Source organism: Aminobacter sp. NyZ550, assembly GCF_025628925.2.
GTDB lineage: Bacteria > Pseudomonadota > Alphaproteobacteria > Rhizobiales > Rhizobiaceae > Aminobacter > Aminobacter ciceronei.
The window spans coordinates 4,045,965-4,061,451 of record NZ_CP114190.1; the positions used below are offsets into that span (position 1 = coordinate 4,045,965).

The following is a 15,487-nucleotide window of genomic DNA, read 5'->3' on the forward strand; positions in this document are numbered from 1 at the left end:
CTTTCAGGATTGGCGGTGGCTGGTACCACGTCTTCGAAGCGATGAAAAGCGCATGATGACGGCCAATTGCACGCCGCGCAGATCGGCCGGCTTGCGCCCGGCACAACAAACATGGCGGCAAGGACGACAACGACTTCCTGTCGACACATCCGCCAACCCCGGAACGCATCGCCGAGACGATGCATTATGCCCGCGAGGTCGGCACCTCGAAGTATCTGGCCCTGAATTGCAAAGGGCGCTGGCTACGGACATATCAAGGCATCCGTGATAACGCTCGGTTGCGGTCGAACCAGCGCCCCCCTTGCGTCAGACTTCCTGCCCCCCGGACTTGCCCCGCGTGAATAGAACCACCCCGCTGATCCTTGCCGTCGCCCTGTTCATGGAGAACATGGATTCGACCGTCATCGCAACGTCCTTGCCGGCGATCGCCACCGACATCGGTACGAGCCCGATCGCGCTCAAGCTGGCGCTGACGGCCTATCTCGTCTCGCTCGCCATCTTCATCCCGATCAGCGCCTGGATGGCCGACCGCTTCGGCGCCAAGCTGGTCTTCCGCGTCGCGATCGGCGTCTTCATGCTGGGCTCGGTCGCCTGCGCCGTCTCTGGTTCCCTAGGCGAGTTCGTGCTGGCGCGCTTCCTGCAGGGCATGGGCGGATCGATGATGACGCCGGTGGCGCGCCTGGTGCTGGTGCGCACAACTGAAAAGAGCGGGCTGGTGTCGGCCATGGCGACGCTGACCATCCCTGCCCTCATCGGCCCACTGATCGGCCCGCCGGTCGGCGGCTTCATCACCACCTTCTTTGCCTGGCACTGGATCTTCCTGATCAACATCCCGATCGGCGCGATCGGCATCTGGCTGTCCGGGCGTTTCCTGCCCGAAATCCCGCCCGAGCCGACACGCCCGCTCGACGTCACAGGCTTCTTCCTCTCGGCCATCGCCGCCTCGGGCATCGTCTTCGGCCTGTCGGTCGTCAGCCTGCCGGCATTGCCGCCGGTCGTTGGCGTCGTGACCATCGGCATCGGCGTGATCAGCGCCCTGCTCTATGCCAGGCACGCCAGGGGCAGGGATTACCCGCTGCTGCAGCTCAAGCTGTTTTCCAACCCGGTGTTCCGGACGGCCATTGCGGGCGGATCGCTGTTCCGCATCGGCGTCGGCGCGACACCCTTCCTTTTGCCGCTGCTGCTCCAGCTCGGCTTCGGGCTGACGCCGTTCCAGTCCGGCATGATCACCTTCGCCACTGCTGCGGGCGCGCTGTCGATGAAGTTCGTAGCGCCGCGCATCCTGCGCACTGTCGGCTTCCGCACCGTGCTTCTGGTCGCCTCGGGCGGCTCGGCTTGCCTGATCGCCGCCAACGGCTTTTTCACGGCCGAGACGCCTTACCTGCTGATCCTGTCGGTGCTGTTCCTCGCCGGCTTCCTGCGCTCGATGTTCTTCACCTCCACCAACGCTCTGGTGTTCGCCGATATCGAGCCGGCGCAGAGCGGCCAGGCAACGGCGATTTCGGCGGCCGCCCAGCAGATCACGGTGGCGCTCGGCGTTGCCCTCGGCGGCGGCGCGCTGGAGTTGTGGAGCGTGTTCACAGGCCAGGCCATCGGCGGCGCAGGCTTCACCTTCGCCTTCCTGGTCATCGCCGTCATCACGGCCCTGCCGATGCTTTTGTTCGCGCGGCTGGCGCCCGACGCCGGCAAGGCCATTTCAGGTCATGGCGGGCAGAGGCCCACAGTCGAAGAGCCGCAACAGCTATGACGGGTCGGGGGCAGCCCTGCCCTTGAAGTCCTTGGCGAGCAAATAAAGCTCGGCCGATTCGTCGCGCGAGGCCGGCGGCTTGACGTGATGGACGCTGCGGAAATTCTGCTTGAGCAGGTTCAAGAGCTCGGCCTCAGTGCCGCCCTGGAAGGTCTTGGCCAGGAAGTGGCCGCCCGGCTTGAGCACCGAAATGGCAAAATCGGCGGCGACCTCGCACAGATGCATGGTGCGGATGTGGTCGGTGCGGCGGTGGCCCGTCGTCGGCGCCGCCATGTCGGAGAGCACGACGTCGGGGGCGCCGCCGAGCGTTTCCGAAAGCCGCTGCGGCGCGGCGTCATCCAGAAAATCCATCAGCAGCACGGGCGCACCGGGCACGGCATCCATTTCGAGATAGTCGATGCCGACGACATGCGGGTTCTCGGCGGTCGAGCCGGTGCGGGCCGCCGCCACCTGGCACCAGCCGCCGGGCGCGGCACCGAGATCGATGATCTTCATGCCGGGCTTGAGCAGATGATGCTTGTCGTCGATCTCGATCAGCTTGTAGGCCGCGCGCGAGCGGTAGCCGTCGGCTTTGGAGCGCTGGACATAAGGATCGTTCATGTGGCGCTCGAGCCAGCGGCGCGACGATTCCTTGAGGCCGCGCTTCTTCTTGATCTTGGTGCGCATGACGCGGGTCGCGCCTGCCGCCACCTCCGGCTTTGTCGGCTTCTTGGTCATCTCTGCTGTCCGTTCCGCCAGTTGCGGCGCCACACGCCGTCGTCGGCCATCAATTCGCTCAATATGCCTTCGCGCAAGCCCCTGTCGGCGACACGCAGCCTTTCCGACGGCCACACAGCGCGGATCGCCTCGAGAATGGCGCAGCCGGCGAGCACCAGGTCGGCCCGGTCGGCGCCGATGCAGGGATTGGCGACACGCTGCTGGAAATCCCAGCCGAGCACTTTTTCGACCATGCGATCGACGCTCGAGCCGTCCATCCACAGGCCATCGACGCGGCGACGGTCGTAGCGGTCGAGTTCGAGATGCACGCCGGCCAGCGTGGTCACCGTTCCCGACGTTCCCAGGAGATGGAATTTCGGGCTGGAGACGATGTGGCTCAGCCGGTTGCGCCCGTCGAAGGCACGCAGCCGCGCCGCGACATCCTCGACCATGGCGGCAAAGATCTCGCGCGTCACCGTGCGGCCGCCGAATCGCTCGGCGAGCGACACCACGCCGACGGGCAGCGAGGTCCACGAGACGATGTGATTCGCCAGGCGCGGCGAACGATGGCGCGAGACGTCGATCAGCGCGATCTCGGACGAGCCGCCGCCAATGTCGAACAGAACGACGCCGTCGGTGTCGCGCTCGACCAGCGAGCCGCAGCCGGACACGGCAAGCCGCGCCTCGGTCTGGCGGTCGATGATCTCGAGCTTGAGGCCCGCTTCGCGTTCGACGCGGTCGATGAACTCGGCCCCGTTCGCTGCCGTGCGGCAGGCTTCGGTGGCGATCAGCCGCGCCTGCCGGATCTTGCGGTTGCGCAGCTTGTCGCTGCAGACCTTGAGCGCCTCGACGGCGCGGTCCATCGCCGGCTGGCCCAGCCGCCCCGATGCCGACAGTCCCTCGCCCAGCCTGACGATGCGCGAGAAGGCATCGATGACACGGAACTGCCCGGGCCTGCCTGGTACGGCGACCAGCAAGCGGCAATTGTTGGTGCCGAGGTCGAGCGCGGCAAAGACCGGAAGCTCCGCCGTCGGCACGCGACGTGCCAGCTCGGCCTGATCCGGCCTGGGTGCGGGTTTTGGCGCGGGACCGGGAGCCGTGTTCGGCTTGAGCTGCGCCGGCGGGCTGGCTGTTTCAGCCTGTCCGCCAGCGGCAGCGGGTTGTGCACCATCGCGCGCAAAAACCTTGCGTCCGCGCCGGCGCTTGCGCCTTTTCCGGGTCTTTGCCTTGTGTTGCGCAGCGTCCCCTTGGCCGTGACCGTTGACCGGTCGCGCGGCGGCCTGACGGCCCTTCTGCGATCGGCCGGCGCTGTGACGCGACGGCCCATCCCCAGAGACACCCGCATCCGACGCGTCAGCGCCGGGCTCGCGGTCCTTCACCTTGCAACTTCCTTCTGGCGCCGCGCGAACCTTTCGGACGCTGCACGCGCATCTCATCTTGTGTTGCGGCCACACTATCAGCGTGCGCGCCGATCACCAAGGCCGCCTGCGTCGTAATTTGCCGCCCGACGTGCCGGACGCGCCGGCCTTGCGCACGGAAAACCGCCGCTCGGGTTGAATAGCCGGCTTTGATGGGGCAAAGCTGGAACCCCACCCGGTCGTGCGAGCGGACGCATAACCACAATACGAGGTACCGAAACGCCAGACCGAAAGGAGTGGGCAAGCGCAGCTGCATGAGAATCAAGGACTTTATCTGGCCCGTCATCGGGTTCGGCGCCGTCGCCGTTTCTGCCTGGCTGCTCTACAATGAGTGGCGCGAAATCTCCCTCGACGATGTCTGGAGCGGGCTCGCCGCCATCCCGCCGCATGGCTGGATCCTGTCGGCATTGAGCTCCGTCGTCGCTTATGCTGCGCTTGCCGGCTATGACCACATCGCCCTTCTGCACCTGCGCAAACGCGTGTCGTGGTTCTTCGTCACCGTCTGCTCCTTCACCACCTATGCGCTGTCGCACAATATCGGCGGCTCGGTGTTTTCGGGCGCCGTCATCCGCTATCGCGCCTACGCCAGCAAGGGGTTGAGCGGCCAGGACGTCGGCGTCCTTGTCGGCATCTGCTGGTTCACCTTCGTCTTGTCGAGCGTCTTTGTCGGCGCCGTGGTGATTCTGCTCGAGCCCGGCCTGCTCGACCGCTACACCGAAGGCAGCCATGAAGGCTGGTGGATCGCGCTCGGCATCGCCATGCTGGCCTTTGTCGCGGCCTATGTCTTCGGCAGCTGGCTGCATCTCAAGCCGCTCGCCATCCGCAGCTTCCGCCTCTATTATCCCTCTTTGCCGATCGTCGCACGCCAGCTGATCATCGGCCCGCTGGAGATCCTGGCGGCGGCTGCGATCATCTATTTCGCCCTGCCAACCGAGAACAATCCCGGCTACCTGATCGTGCTCGGCATCTTCCTGGTGTCGTTTGCGGTGGCGCAGGCCTCGCATGCGCCGGGCGGCCTCGGCGTGCTCGAAGTGGTGTTCCTCACCGGCCTGCCGGAAATGGACCCGGCCACCGTGCTTGCCGCGCTTCTGGTTTTCCGCCTGTTTTATCTCATCATTCCGCTCATCCTCGGCATCGTCGCCGTGCTTGCCTTCGAGCATTCGCAGTTCGGACGCAGCGGCATCAAGGACAAGAGCTGAAATGCAAAATTGCCGCCGCCTGTGGGGTTGACTATTTCCCGGCGGCGGCTAAAAGGCGCGCACCGGCGGCGTTGAACAAGCGTCGCGGCCGACACCAGATCGGCCTTGCTGGGGAATAGGTTAACGGTAGACCCACGGACTCTGACTCCGTTAGTCCTGGTTCGAATCCAGGTTCCCCAGCCAATTTTTTTCACCTCTCAGAAGCTGTGAAAGCTGCAGTATCCACGGCCGTTCGTAAGGTCATCGTTTCACTTCGAATCGGCCTTCCACAATTGGTGCCCACGACGGATTTGCAAAGCTGGTGTCCAGACGGCCTGGACAAGCGGAGCAGGATCGGGCGGCAGTCGCGTCCTGCGACAGTGGGCAGGATACGCATGGCGCGGTAGACCGGCTGTTGCTCGATGATCCCCGTAACCCCTCCGATGAGCGTCACGTCGCCTTCCCAGGTGACGCTAGTCCCGGCACGGCCAAGCGCGCCGGCAAGGTGGGCCGTCTGCTTCTCCAGCGTCCGGGAAGCCGCCTGTCGCTTCGCCCACGACACCGAGTCCATGAACCACCCGGTATTAGCCCGCAGCACGTCATTGTGCGTCCGCCGTGCTGGTGGGGCAGTGGACATTTCCAACGCTTCGATCTGCGCGGCGACCTGTCGGCCTATGCTTCGTGGAGCGTTGCCAACAATTTGGTTTGGAAAGATATGGTTCGGCTCGGGCTTCAGAGGTGGAATAACCGAGCTCGGCGCTCAAGCCGTCGTCAACGGCGGTTTTACATTTTCAACATAGTCGTTCAACAATTTGGAACACCTTGTAAAAACCGCGGAGGGTTGCGCGCCCTGTGATAGGGGTTTTTCTATGCTCAATCGTCGGCGCGCGCTGGTCAAGAACGAACCACGGTTCTGCCTGCCCGGAACATCACTCACAATGAGATTACCAGAAGCCCGGCTATCATGCAGAACAGCGCTTTCATTTCTGTTGTTTCTCTCGGATTGCCTACGCTTGTTGCAAGCTCTCGGAACATCTGGAAAGTTATCGCGGCTTGCGCTCCACTTCCGCGACCATGATTCTGGGAGTTTCCCTTGCGAATTCTATCCGCGCATCTAAGCAAGTTCCGTCGCTTCGCTGACCTTCGAATACAAAACATCCCGGATACAGCCAAACTCGTTATTCTGGCTGGACCAAACGGCTCAGGAAAATCGTCTCTGTTTGATGCATTTCTCTTGCGCTATCGAATGGACACTGGCTTTGGATGGAACGGTGATACTAAGTACTACGATCGGCCCAAAGACGTGGCTACCGAACTCGGTGCACGCGTTACTATCACGTCCGACAACGGACAGAGGTTCACTCGTGGCGGTGTTTACGTGCGCTCCGCATACCGGAATGACCATGAGTTCGCGATGAAGTCGCTGACTCGCCAAGGCGCGATCCTGGACACCATAAATCTGAACAGGATGATCGAACCTGATGCTACGGTCAGCGCCAACTACGGCAGACTTGCCGCTCAGGCGATGGAGGACGTCTTCGTCAATGAAGATGCCAAAACGACCATGGGTGATTATCGGGAGAAGATGATTGGGGAGGTTCGAGAACCGCTGAAGCGACTGTTTCCCGATCTCACCTTCGTGGGTGTTGGAAACCCCCTCGACCAGGGTACCTTTCAATTCGATAAGGGGACATCGAAGGGGTTCGATTACAAGAATCTTTCCGGTGGCGAGAAAGCATCGTTCGACCTGATCCTTGACTTCGTTGTGAAGCGTCGCAACTACGCCGACGCGATTTACTGCATCGACGAGCCTGAGGCGCACATGAACACCAAGTTGCAGGGGGCCCTTCTCGGTGAACTGGTGGAGCTGTTGCCCGGCAACTCACAGCTTTGGATCGCATCGCACTCGATTGGAATGATGAGGAAGGCACGCGAATTGTACAATCTGGATCCGAACTCGGTAGTCTTCCTCGATTTCGGCGACAGAGACTTTGATCAGCCTGTTGTTATGCCCCCATCGAAGCCGACACGAGCCTTCTGGGAAAGCGTCATGCACGTTGCGCTGGACGATCTCGCCTCCTTGGTTGCCCCGCGTCAGGTCATGATCTGCGAGGGGAATCCCATGGGTCCACTTCCCGGCAAGAACGCCGAGCACGATGCGCGCATCTACGAAACAATCTTCGCTGAAGAGTTCCCAGACGTGACCTTTATTTCAGCTGGGAACGCGAAGGAGGTAGCTGGCGACTTTCTGGGACTTGCGGCTATCCTACCCAAGGTCGCGGCAGGGATGAAAGTATCTAGGTTAATCGACCATGACGACCATGCGCAGTCCGAAGTGCAGAAATTCAATCAGGACGGCATCAAGGTACTGAGCCGTCGTCATCTGGAAGCCTACATCTATGATGATGAGACGCTGACTGAACTGTGTGCGTCCGTTGGAAAGCCGGAGAGCGCGTCGGACGTGATTGCAGCCAAAACCAAGGCGATCGCCGACAGCGTCCGGCGCGGCAATCCTTCTGACGACATCAAATCCGCCGCAGGGAGAATTTACACTGAAACGAAGCGCCTCTTGGCATTGACTCAGGTAGGCAATGATCAGATGGCCTTTGCACGCAGCACGCTCGCGCCTCTTATCAAGCCAGGGATGACAGTCTACGCGGAACTCAAAGCCGACATTTTTGGTGGATAGCCGATGAACGACAAGCCAGAGCACAACAAACTGGAGAGCGACGATTGCGTGCTTCCGCCTGACCACCCGCTACCGGCCGACCAACTTGGCCGATACAGCCCGGAACGAGACTTCTACGCTGAGCGAGACATTGCAGACTATGTCGAAGGCCAGGCTCGTGGCGAAGAAACTGTGCTGAACGTGGAGCGTGTGAAGACCGAATACGTCCTGGGTGATGCATACGAAATTTGGGATGTCCATACGGACAAAGACCGTTGGTGGGTCATTACTCACCCGACCAACCTCTACTCTCAAAGACATTTCCCGAGCCTCGATTACACGCTGTCGTTTCACATCGGGCTCATGATGAGGGTGATGAGCCGATCTGAGAAGGACGGTGATGACGAGGGATCGCCATTCGATGAAGTGATGCGCCGCCAGGTGCAGGCGGCAAAACTACTTGAAAGAGCGATCGAGGCCGTCGACTTCCAATCTGTCGGGATGCAGCTTCGCGAATGCCTGATCTCACTGGTCAGTGCTGTGAGAAGGAGGGTGGAACTTGAGGCGGAAGCTGAGCGGCCAAAGGACGCAGATGTCATCGGCTGGAACCGCCTTTTAACCAGCAAGATGTGCCCTGGTGAGAGGAACGACGAACTCCGCAACTACATGCGAGCAGTTGTCGAAAAGGCTTGGCCCCTGGTCAACTGGCTTACTCATCATCGGAATGCGAACAAGACCTCGGCACTTATTGCGCTGGATGCCGTGGATGCTATCGGCAAGCACTACATGCGACTGCTCAGCCGAGAACGGCATGACCGAACCGATCAGTGCCCAAGGTGCGCCTCTCGAAATTTGCGGACATTCTTCGACATAGCGATCGCCCCCGAGGGAGCCTACTTCGAATCCTGCGCCGAATGCGGCTGGGATAGCCATCCGGGTAATCCCGATGACGAAGAAGATCAAGAAGAGGTCGAGTCGCTGTAATTTTCAAGGCAGAGTTCGCCGTCGCCGCGATGCCCCCTCCATCTAATTGTTGACACCCCCCTTCAAGGAGGCTGACCACTACTACGAGAGCGGCCTGCGCAAGACGGACGGCTCGACGAACAAGGGAGCGTTCGGCCGCGCTGTCAGAAACATCTCCGACACCGAGTATGACCTGATACTCGCCGCCGGCTTCGCGCATGTGCTTGGGAAACGTGAGCGCGAGAGGCCGACGCCGGATCCAGTCGAGGAAGCGCGCCTCGGCTTTGGCGACAATCCGCAGGCCACCTATGAGATCGACCGCTGCCCTTGCGGCAGCAGATGCGAACCTGCGGAACCTAACTCTGCAAGCGCCGGAGAAGTTGGCCGAGGCGTTCAACCGGCTCCAGCGCAGCCAGATCCGCCAGCGGCCTGGCCGGTATCGCCCCCATCCCCCGCGACCTGACCTCGCTCGGGCTGTAGCCGAACTCGCGCCGGAAGGCCCGGCTGAATTCGGCACCGTCGTTGAAGCCGCGCTGCTCGGCTATCTCGAAGATGCGCCGGGTCTCGGCAGGATCGGCAAGCTTTGAATGGGCATCGAGGAGGCGGCGATGGAGAATGTAGCGCATGACACCGCCGCTCGGCTCGAACAGGCGGTAAAGCCGCGTGCGCGAAATGCCGAGCGCCCGGCAGAGCATGTCATTGTCGAGGTTCGGGTTGTACAGGTTGGCATTGATGTATTGCCGTGCCCGCTCCAGCAGCATGATCGATATCGGTGCCTTCGCCTCGTCGAGGTGATCGGGCGACGGCGAGATGCAGGCAAGGATCATGGCGCGCGTTGCCGCAGCGATCGCGGGAAGGTCGGCGACCGTCAGCCTCGGCAATCGCCTGGCCAGCCCGATGATGTAATCGGCAAGCAGCAAGCCCATGCCGCCGCCGAGCGTCGAGAACTCGGCCAGGCTCAGGGCGCCGGCTTGCTCCTGGAAGAAATCCCTTGGGATCAGCAGCATCAGCATGTGGCTATCGGTGACGTGGCCCTCGAAGGGCTGACCCAGTGGGTGAAGCTGCACTTCGCCGGCACCACCTTCGAAGGACCTTTCGCCTGCAACGGTGCTCGCCTCGCCGTCCAGGATCAGTGTCAGCATCCAATGGTCGAGCGCATCTCGGCGGACGCGGCCCGGCAAGCTGGCGAAATGCAGCGCCTCGGTGCTGATGGAGGTGAAGGCCAGGCAGCCGAGATCCCAGATCACCTGGCGGCCGACCATGAGATCGGGCCTGTCGCCCGTCGGCGTGAGATCGAGCATCGGCGCGAAATTGTGACGCCAGGCGTCGAACTGATCGGCCTGAGACAGTTCATCCGTCGAGAATTCGAAATGCGGAATTGGTCCGTCTTGCTGGCCTTGCGAGGCAAGAAGGCCGTCCGGGCCTTCGGCTACAAGGCGTCCACCTGCTGCAACCATGCCTACCCCTCTGTGGGGATGCGACATGCGCGTCCCGGTAGTCTTCAGTTGTCTTCGGCCAGCGACCCGCCGCAACTCCAGCAACTCCAAGTCAGCTGGAGTCATCATCCGTTGCGATCGTCCAAAAGTACCGCATGCAGGGAAGTCGTACAATGAAGTCGCAAGGCGACGGTTAATTGTGGAGCTTGCGCCCGTAAGACTTGGCAGGTCCGCCTGGCGGCATCGGACCTTCGGGACAGAATGCAGCATGTCAGTTGCCGCTCTGCGCCGGCTGCCCCTCGACCTTGCCGGAGGCGAGAAGTGCGGCGATCCAGCGGGACGACGGCGCCTGGTCGCAGTAGACGGTGAAGGCGATCAGGATAGGCACGCCGATGAAGGCGCCCGAGATGCCCCACATGAAGCTCCAGAAGAAGACGGCGAAGATGACCGCGAAGGGCGAGATGGCCAGCGAAGCGCCGGTGAGGATCGGCTCGAGATAGCTGCCGATGATGAACTGGATCAGATTGAGGCTGACGAACACGACGAAGGCCATCTGCCAGGACTCGAACTGGGCAATGGCAAACATCGTCGGGAACATCGTGGCGAAGAACGGCCCGAGAAACGGAATGTAGTTGAGCGCAAAGGCGATGGCGCCCCATGCCGCGGCAAGTTCGAGCCCGGCCACCAGCGCAAAGGCCCAGACCACGAGCCCCGTCAGCACGCTGGCAAAGGTACGCACGGCCATGAAGCGGCGCAGCTTGATGCCGATCTCGCGATTGGCCGCCCGGATGCGCGCGCCATAGGGCTGGGCGGCCGGGGATGCGAGGCGCCGGTTGAAGTCCTCGACCTCGAGCAGGCCGAGCATGACGAGGACAAAAACCAGCAGTGCCAGCCCGGCAAAGCTGTTGAGGCGTCCGGCTATGCCCTGGGTGAAACCGACCAGCCAGTTGACGTCGAAACGGTCGGCCAGCGGCCCAGCGACCGCCACGCCGCGTTCCTCCAGCCATTGCGTCCAGTCGACATAGATCGCCTGGAAACGCCCGGCATTGACGAACAGCCATTGGCCGAGCCGGCCGAACCCCCAGACGACCGAGGAGCCGACGGCGAGCACGACCGAAATGGTGATGCCGAGGGTAACGAAGAGCGCCAGCAGCTTCGGCAGGACACGCTGGAGTGCCGCCTGGATCGGCCAGACCAGCGCAATGACGAACAGCGACACCGCAAGCGGAACGAAGATCGAGTCCCCGACCCGCAGCAATGCCAGGACCAGGATGCCGGTGGCCAGATATGCGTTCATGCCACCGCTGCCCCGCGCCTGCTGCCCATCACCGCCGCGATCGGATCACTTCGACAGGCTGTCGTCAACGGCAGCGCCCCTGGTGCATGACCCGGAAATTGCCGGCACGCGCCAGGCAGCTGTTGGAGAAAGTGCGCCAGCGCGCGCCGCTGACGGCGCAGACCGGCATGTAGATCGCCGGGCAGACGGTCGGCTGCTCGGGCCTGCGGCACTGGCCGCTGTGGATCACGCGGAAGCCGTCGGCGCGGGCCATGCAGGAATTGGAGAAGCTGCGGGTGCGGTCGCCGCGCTGTCCGCAGACGGGCGCATATTCGAAGGTACAGGCCTGCGGGCGCGACGGGCCCGGTGCCGGCGACTGGGGAACGCAGGCAACAAGCGCGCCCAGGGCCATGAGCAGCACTGCGACAGGATGTGCGACGAGACGGATCATGATGCCAACTCCCCCTATGTCGTGCAGGTCCGGACAGCCGCTCCGCCCGGCCGCGCGGCGAGCAATGCAGGGGCCGGGATGCGGCCCCTGAAGGTTCAGATCAGGCCGGTCACGCGGCCGGCGGAGCCGAGGCCTTCTGCAGCGCGTCGCGTAGAGCCTGTTCCTTGGTTTCGTCGAGCGACGTCTTGAGGACCACGCCGCCGAAGCCGGAGATCTCCTTCAGCACCTTGTCCGCCGTCATCTCCTTGACGAGAACAAACAGCGCGCCATTGCCGGGCTGAAGGCTGCCTGAGAGATCCTTCATGAAGGCATCGTTGATGCCGAAATCGCTGAGGGCGCCGCCGAGCGCGCCCGATGCGGCGCCAACGGCAACACCGAGCAGCGGATTGAGGAACAGGACGCCGACCAGGAGCCCCCAGAAGCTGCCCGACACGGCGCCGGCAGCTGTCGTGTTGACCAGCTGGTTCAGCTTGATCTTGCCGGCATCGTTCTTGGTCGCGATGACCGCGTCGTTGAGGGTGATGAGATATTGTTTCTGCAGCTCGAAAAGGCGTTCCCGCACCTCTTCGGCCTTGGCTTCGGTCGGATACACGATGACGATGAGGTCAGACATGGTAACTCCTTCTGGTACAAAACCGGTTGGCTGGTACAAAACCGGTTGGCTGGTGCAAACCGGCTGACGATCAGTAGTCGACCGCGTCGCGGATGATCGGGCAGGTCATGCAGTGACCGCCGCCACGGCCGCGGCCAAGCTCGGCGCCGGTGATGGTGATGACCTCGATGCCCTCCTTGCGCAGCAGCGTGTTGGTGTAGGTGTTGCGGTCATAGGCAAAGACGACGCCCGGCGACGCGCAGACGAGGTTGGCGCCGCTGTCCCATTGGGTGCGTTCGCGCATGTAGTCGTTGCCGCCGGTCTCGACGACGCGCATCTTCTTGAGGCCCAGCGCGTCGCGCACCGTCTCGACGAAGCTGCCCTTGTCCTTGTGCAGTTCGACGCCGCCCTTGCCATCCGGCCTGTAGGAGAAGGCGTCGATGCCATTGACGATGTCGGGGTAGAGCAGCACGCAGTCGCGGTCGGCGAAGGTAAAGACCGTGTCGAGATGCATGGCCGCGCGCAGCTTGGGCATGGCCGCCACGATGACACGCTCGGCCGCCCCCTTCTCAAACAGCGCGGCAGCCACCTGGCTGATCGCCTGGCGCGAGGTGCGCTCGCTCATGCCGATCAGCACGTTGCCCTTGCCGATCGGCATGACGTCGCCGCCCTCGAAGGTGGCAAGCCCCCAGTCCTTGGTCGGGTCGCCCCACCAGACATTGACCTTGCCGGCAAAGTCGGGGTGGAATTTGTAGATCGCGGTGGCAAGGATCGTCTCCTCGTGGCGTGCCGGCCAGAACAGCGCATTCAGCGTCACGCCGCCATAGATCCAGCATGTGGTGTCGCGGGTGTAGAGCGTGTTGGGCAGCGGCGGCAGCAGATATTCGTTGACGCCGGCGGCGTCGCGGATCAGCGCCAGCTGTTCGCCGCCGATGGCTTCGGGAAACTCGTGGGTCGACAGCCCGCCGATCAGGGTTTCGGCGAGTTCGCGGTGGGAGAGCCCTTCGAGATAGGAACGGACTTCGTCGAGCAGGCCCAGCCCGATCTGGTTCGGAACGACCTGATGATCGAGAATCCACTTCTTGGCGTCGGGGTTGGCAACCGTCTCGGCAAGCAGGTTGTGCATCTCGACGACCTCGACGCCGCGGTCGCGCATCTTGGTCATGAAGTCGAAATGATCGCGCTTGGCGTTGTCGACCCACAGCACGTCGTCGAACAGCAGATCGTCGCAATTGGAAGGCGTCAGGCGCTGGTGCGCCCGGCCGGGCGCACACACCATGACCTTGCGGAGCTGGCCGACTTCGGAATGAACGCCGAGAGGAGTGTTGTTTGTCATGACGTAGCTGCCTTTCCGTTCAATGTGTGATGATACCCGTCAAAAGGCCGTAGCCCCCGACCAGTCCGGCAATCAGGGTAACGGCGAACACGATGAGTTCGGTTGATGTGAACAGCTGCAGTTTCTGTTCGCGGCGCGCCCAGACGTAGAGGATCGTGCCGGGAACGAAGAGGACGGCGACGAGCAGCACGTATTTCAGCCCGGCAGCGATGAACATGAAGACCGTGTAGATCGCCGCGATCCAGGCGATGATCTGGTCTCGCCCGCGGTCGCCCTGGGAAGTCTCGTAGCCTTCCCCGCTGCGCGCGATCAGGATGCCGTAGCCGGCAACCAGGAGATAGGGCAGCAGCGCCGTGACGCTCGTCATGTCGAGCATGAAGTTGAAGGCATCGCGCGACCAGTAGGTCGAGATGACGAACAGCGAGACGACGATGTTTGTCAGCCACAGCGCGTTGGCCGGCACCCGGTTGCCGTTCTGGATGGCGAAAAGCCTCGGCATGTCGTCGGACCTGGCCGCAGCAAACAGCACTTCGGCGCAGATCAGCGACCAGGCGAGATAAGCGCCCAGCACCGATACCAGCACGCCGATGGAAATGAACACGGCCCCCCAATGGCCGACGACGGCCCCGAGCACGCTCGCCATCGACGGTTGCTGGACGGCCGCGATCGCCGATTGCGGCATCGCCGCATAGGGCAGCAGGGTGACGGCCACCATCAGGCCGGTGACGCCGACGAAACCGAGGATCGTCGCCCTGCCGACGTCGGAGCGCTCCTTGGCGAAGCGCGAATAGACGCTCGCGCCTTCGATGCCAAGGAAGACGAAGACGGTGATCAGCATGGTGTCGCGCACCTGCGCGATCAGCGGCTTGGCCGGCATGTCGGCGCCGCCGAAGAAATTGTCGGAGAACTGGGCGTAGTTGAAGGCGAGAACCAGCAGGAGGATGAAGACCAGGATCGGGACGATCTTGGCGATGGTGACGATGGTGTTGATGAAGGCGGCCTGCTCGACCCCGCGCAGGATCATGAAATGGAAGGCCCAGATGCCGATCAGCGACACGATGATCGCAGTGGCGCTGCTGCCGTCGCCGAAGATGCCGGGAAAAAAACGGCCCAAGGTCGAGCCGATCAGCACCCAGTAGAAGACGTTGCCCAGGCAACTGCCGAGCCAGTAGCCGAAGGCCGACAGGAAACCCATGTAGTTGCCGAAACCTGCCTTGGCATAGGCGAAGACGCCGGAATCGATGTCCGGCTTCTTCTCGGCCAGCGCCTGGAACACGCGGGCCAGCATGTACATGCCCGTTGCCGCGATGGCCCAGGCGATGATGGCACCGAATGGCCCCGTCGCCGCACCGAAGCGGCCGGGCAGGTTGAAGATGCCCGCGCCGACCATCGAGCCCACGACCATGGACGTGAGCGCAAACAGCGACAGCTTCTGATTTTCGCCTGAAGCCATGGTTCCCCTCTCCTGGTCTGCGAACCCAGGTTCGCGGTAGGCTGCGAAAGCAGCCCTTGGGGAAGTATAGGATTGTGGAGGCGGAGCTGTGATCAGCAGGGAATCCCATGTCTATGCTCCACGTCCCAAAGTGCTGCGGTGCAGCGGGGCGCGGGACTGAACCGCGCATCCGGAAAGATCGCGCGAGAACAAGCAGATGGTCTGATCCGCTGCCATGCCGCCGAAATGGCGCTGCAACCTGCCGCCTCGGGACCCGTCTCCGGATACCGATCG

Annotated in this window: 12 protein-coding genes and 1 tRNA gene; 5 read left to right on the forward strand and 8 right to left on the reverse strand. The window is 62.7% G+C overall.

Annotated features, from left to right (window positions below):
- Nucleotides 1-337: 337 nt before the first annotated feature.
- Nucleotides 338-1,747, forward strand: a complete 1,410-nt coding sequence (locus tag N7E70_RS20140) for an MFS transporter (protein WP_263007387.1) — start codon at nucleotides 338-340, stop codon at nucleotides 1,745-1,747.
- Here N7E70_RS20140 and N7E70_RS20145 read toward each other — a convergent pair.
- Nucleotides 1,742-2,464 carry an RlmE family RNA methyltransferase gene (locus N7E70_RS20145; RefSeq protein ID WP_154385590.1) on the reverse strand — a complete coding sequence of 241 codons (723 nt, stop codon included), beginning with the start codon at nucleotides 2,462-2,464 and terminating at the stop codon, nucleotides 1,742-1,744. The two genes, N7E70_RS20140 and N7E70_RS20145, sit on opposite strands and share 6 nt — an antisense overlap.
- Nucleotides 2,461-3,879, reverse strand: a complete 1,419-nt coding sequence (locus tag N7E70_RS20150) for a Ppx/GppA phosphatase family protein (RefSeq protein WP_442866468.1) — start codon at nucleotides 3,877-3,879, stop codon at nucleotides 2,461-2,463. Before N7E70_RS20150 ends, N7E70_RS20145 begins: the two co-directional genes overlap by 4 nt.
- 236 nt (nucleotides 3,880-4,115) lie before the next feature.
- On the opposite strand from N7E70_RS20150, the gene N7E70_RS20155 reads away from it, so the two are divergent.
- From N7E70_RS20155 to N7E70_RS20170, 4 genes are all read left to right on the forward strand, one after another.
- Complete coding sequence (locus N7E70_RS20155; protein WP_263007389.1) at nucleotides 4,116-5,060, forward strand: lysylphosphatidylglycerol synthase transmembrane domain-containing protein; 945 nt, start codon at nucleotides 4,116-4,118, stop codon at nucleotides 5,058-5,060.
- A 109-nt stretch (nucleotides 5,061-5,169) separates the two neighbouring features.
- A tRNA-Gln gene (locus N7E70_RS20160) sits at nucleotides 5,170-5,243 on the forward strand.
- A gap of 889 nt (nucleotides 5,244-6,132) precedes the next feature.
- Entirely contained in the window at nucleotides 6,133-7,728 is a 1,596-nt protein-coding gene (locus N7E70_RS20165) for an AAA family ATPase (RefSeq protein WP_263007390.1), read from the forward strand.
- A gap of 3 nt (nucleotides 7,729-7,731) precedes the next feature.
- The gene (locus N7E70_RS20170; RefSeq protein WP_263007391.1) at nucleotides 7,732-8,691 is read left to right on the forward strand and encodes a hypothetical protein; all 960 of its coding nucleotides are present in this window, start codon (nucleotides 7,732-7,734) and stop codon (nucleotides 8,689-8,691) included.
- A gap of 335 nt (nucleotides 8,692-9,026) precedes the next feature.
- Here the strand turns inward: N7E70_RS20170 and N7E70_RS20175 are convergent, their stop codons facing one another.
- The 6 genes from N7E70_RS20175 to N7E70_RS20200 form a co-directional block, all read right to left on the reverse strand.
- Entirely contained in the window at nucleotides 9,027-10,127 is a 1,101-nt protein-coding gene (locus N7E70_RS20175) for a helix-turn-helix domain-containing protein (protein WP_263007392.1), read from the reverse strand.
- A 250-nt stretch (nucleotides 10,128-10,377) separates the two neighbouring features.
- The gene (locus N7E70_RS20180) at nucleotides 10,378-11,403 is read right to left on the reverse strand and encodes an AI-2E family transporter (RefSeq protein ID WP_263007393.1); all 1,026 of its coding nucleotides are present in this window, start codon (nucleotides 11,401-11,403) and stop codon (nucleotides 10,378-10,380) included.
- Between the two features lie 64 nt (nucleotides 11,404-11,467).
- The gene (locus N7E70_RS20185) at nucleotides 11,468-11,833 is read right to left on the reverse strand and encodes a Kazal-type serine protease inhibitor family protein (protein ID WP_263007394.1); all 366 of its coding nucleotides are present in this window, start codon (nucleotides 11,831-11,833) and stop codon (nucleotides 11,468-11,470) included.
- 109 nt (nucleotides 11,834-11,942) lie between these two features.
- Entirely contained in the window at nucleotides 11,943-12,446 is a 504-nt protein-coding gene (locus tag N7E70_RS20190) for a DUF1269 domain-containing protein (RefSeq protein ID WP_263007395.1), read from the reverse strand.
- Between the two features lie 70 nt (nucleotides 12,447-12,516).
- Entirely contained in the window at nucleotides 12,517-13,761 is a 1,245-nt protein-coding gene (locus N7E70_RS20195) for an arginine deiminase (RefSeq protein WP_263007396.1), read from the reverse strand.
- A gap of 19 nt (nucleotides 13,762-13,780) precedes the next feature.
- Nucleotides 13,781-15,214 (reverse strand): basic amino acid/polyamine antiporter, encoded by a 1,434-nt coding sequence (locus tag N7E70_RS20200; RefSeq protein ID WP_263007397.1) that lies wholly within the window; start codon nucleotides 15,212-15,214, stop codon nucleotides 13,781-13,783.
- Between the last annotated feature and the right edge of the window lie 273 nt (nucleotides 15,215-15,487).

Coding starts and splice junctions, on each gene's coding strand:
- N7E70_RS20180 (WP_263007393.1), bottom strand. CDS start 11,403: ATGAACGCATATCTGGCCACCGGCATCCTGGTCCTGGCATTGCTGCGG.
- N7E70_RS20195 (WP_263007396.1), bottom strand. CDS start 13,761: ATGACAAACAACACTCCTCTCGGCGTTCATTCCGAAGTCGGCCAGCTC.
- N7E70_RS20175 (WP_263007392.1), bottom strand. CDS start 10,127: ATGGTTGCAGCAGGTGGACGCCTTGTAGCCGAAGGCCCGGACGGCCTT.
- N7E70_RS20185 (WP_263007394.1), bottom strand. CDS start 11,833: ATGATCCGTCTCGTCGCACATCCTGTCGCAGTGCTGCTCATGGCCCTG.
- N7E70_RS20150 (WP_442866468.1), bottom strand. CDS start 3,879: ATGAGATGCGCGTGCAGCGTCCGAAAGGTTCGCGCGGCGCCAGAAGGA.
- N7E70_RS20145 (WP_154385590.1), bottom strand. CDS start 2,464: ATGACCAAGAAGCCGACAAAGCCGGAGGTGGCGGCAGGCGCGACCCGC.
- N7E70_RS20155 (WP_263007389.1), top strand. CDS start 4,116: ATGAGAATCAAGGACTTTATCTGGCCCGTCATCGGGTTCGGCGCCGTC.
- N7E70_RS20170 (WP_263007391.1), top strand. CDS start 7,732: ATGAACGACAAGCCAGAGCACAACAAACTGGAGAGCGACGATTGCGTG.
- N7E70_RS20190 (WP_263007395.1), bottom strand. CDS start 12,446: ATGTCTGACCTCATCGTCATCGTGTATCCGACCGAAGCCAAGGCCGAA.
- N7E70_RS20200 (WP_263007397.1), bottom strand. CDS start 15,214: ATGGCTTCAGGCGAAAATCAGAAGCTGTCGCTGTTTGCGCTCACGTCC.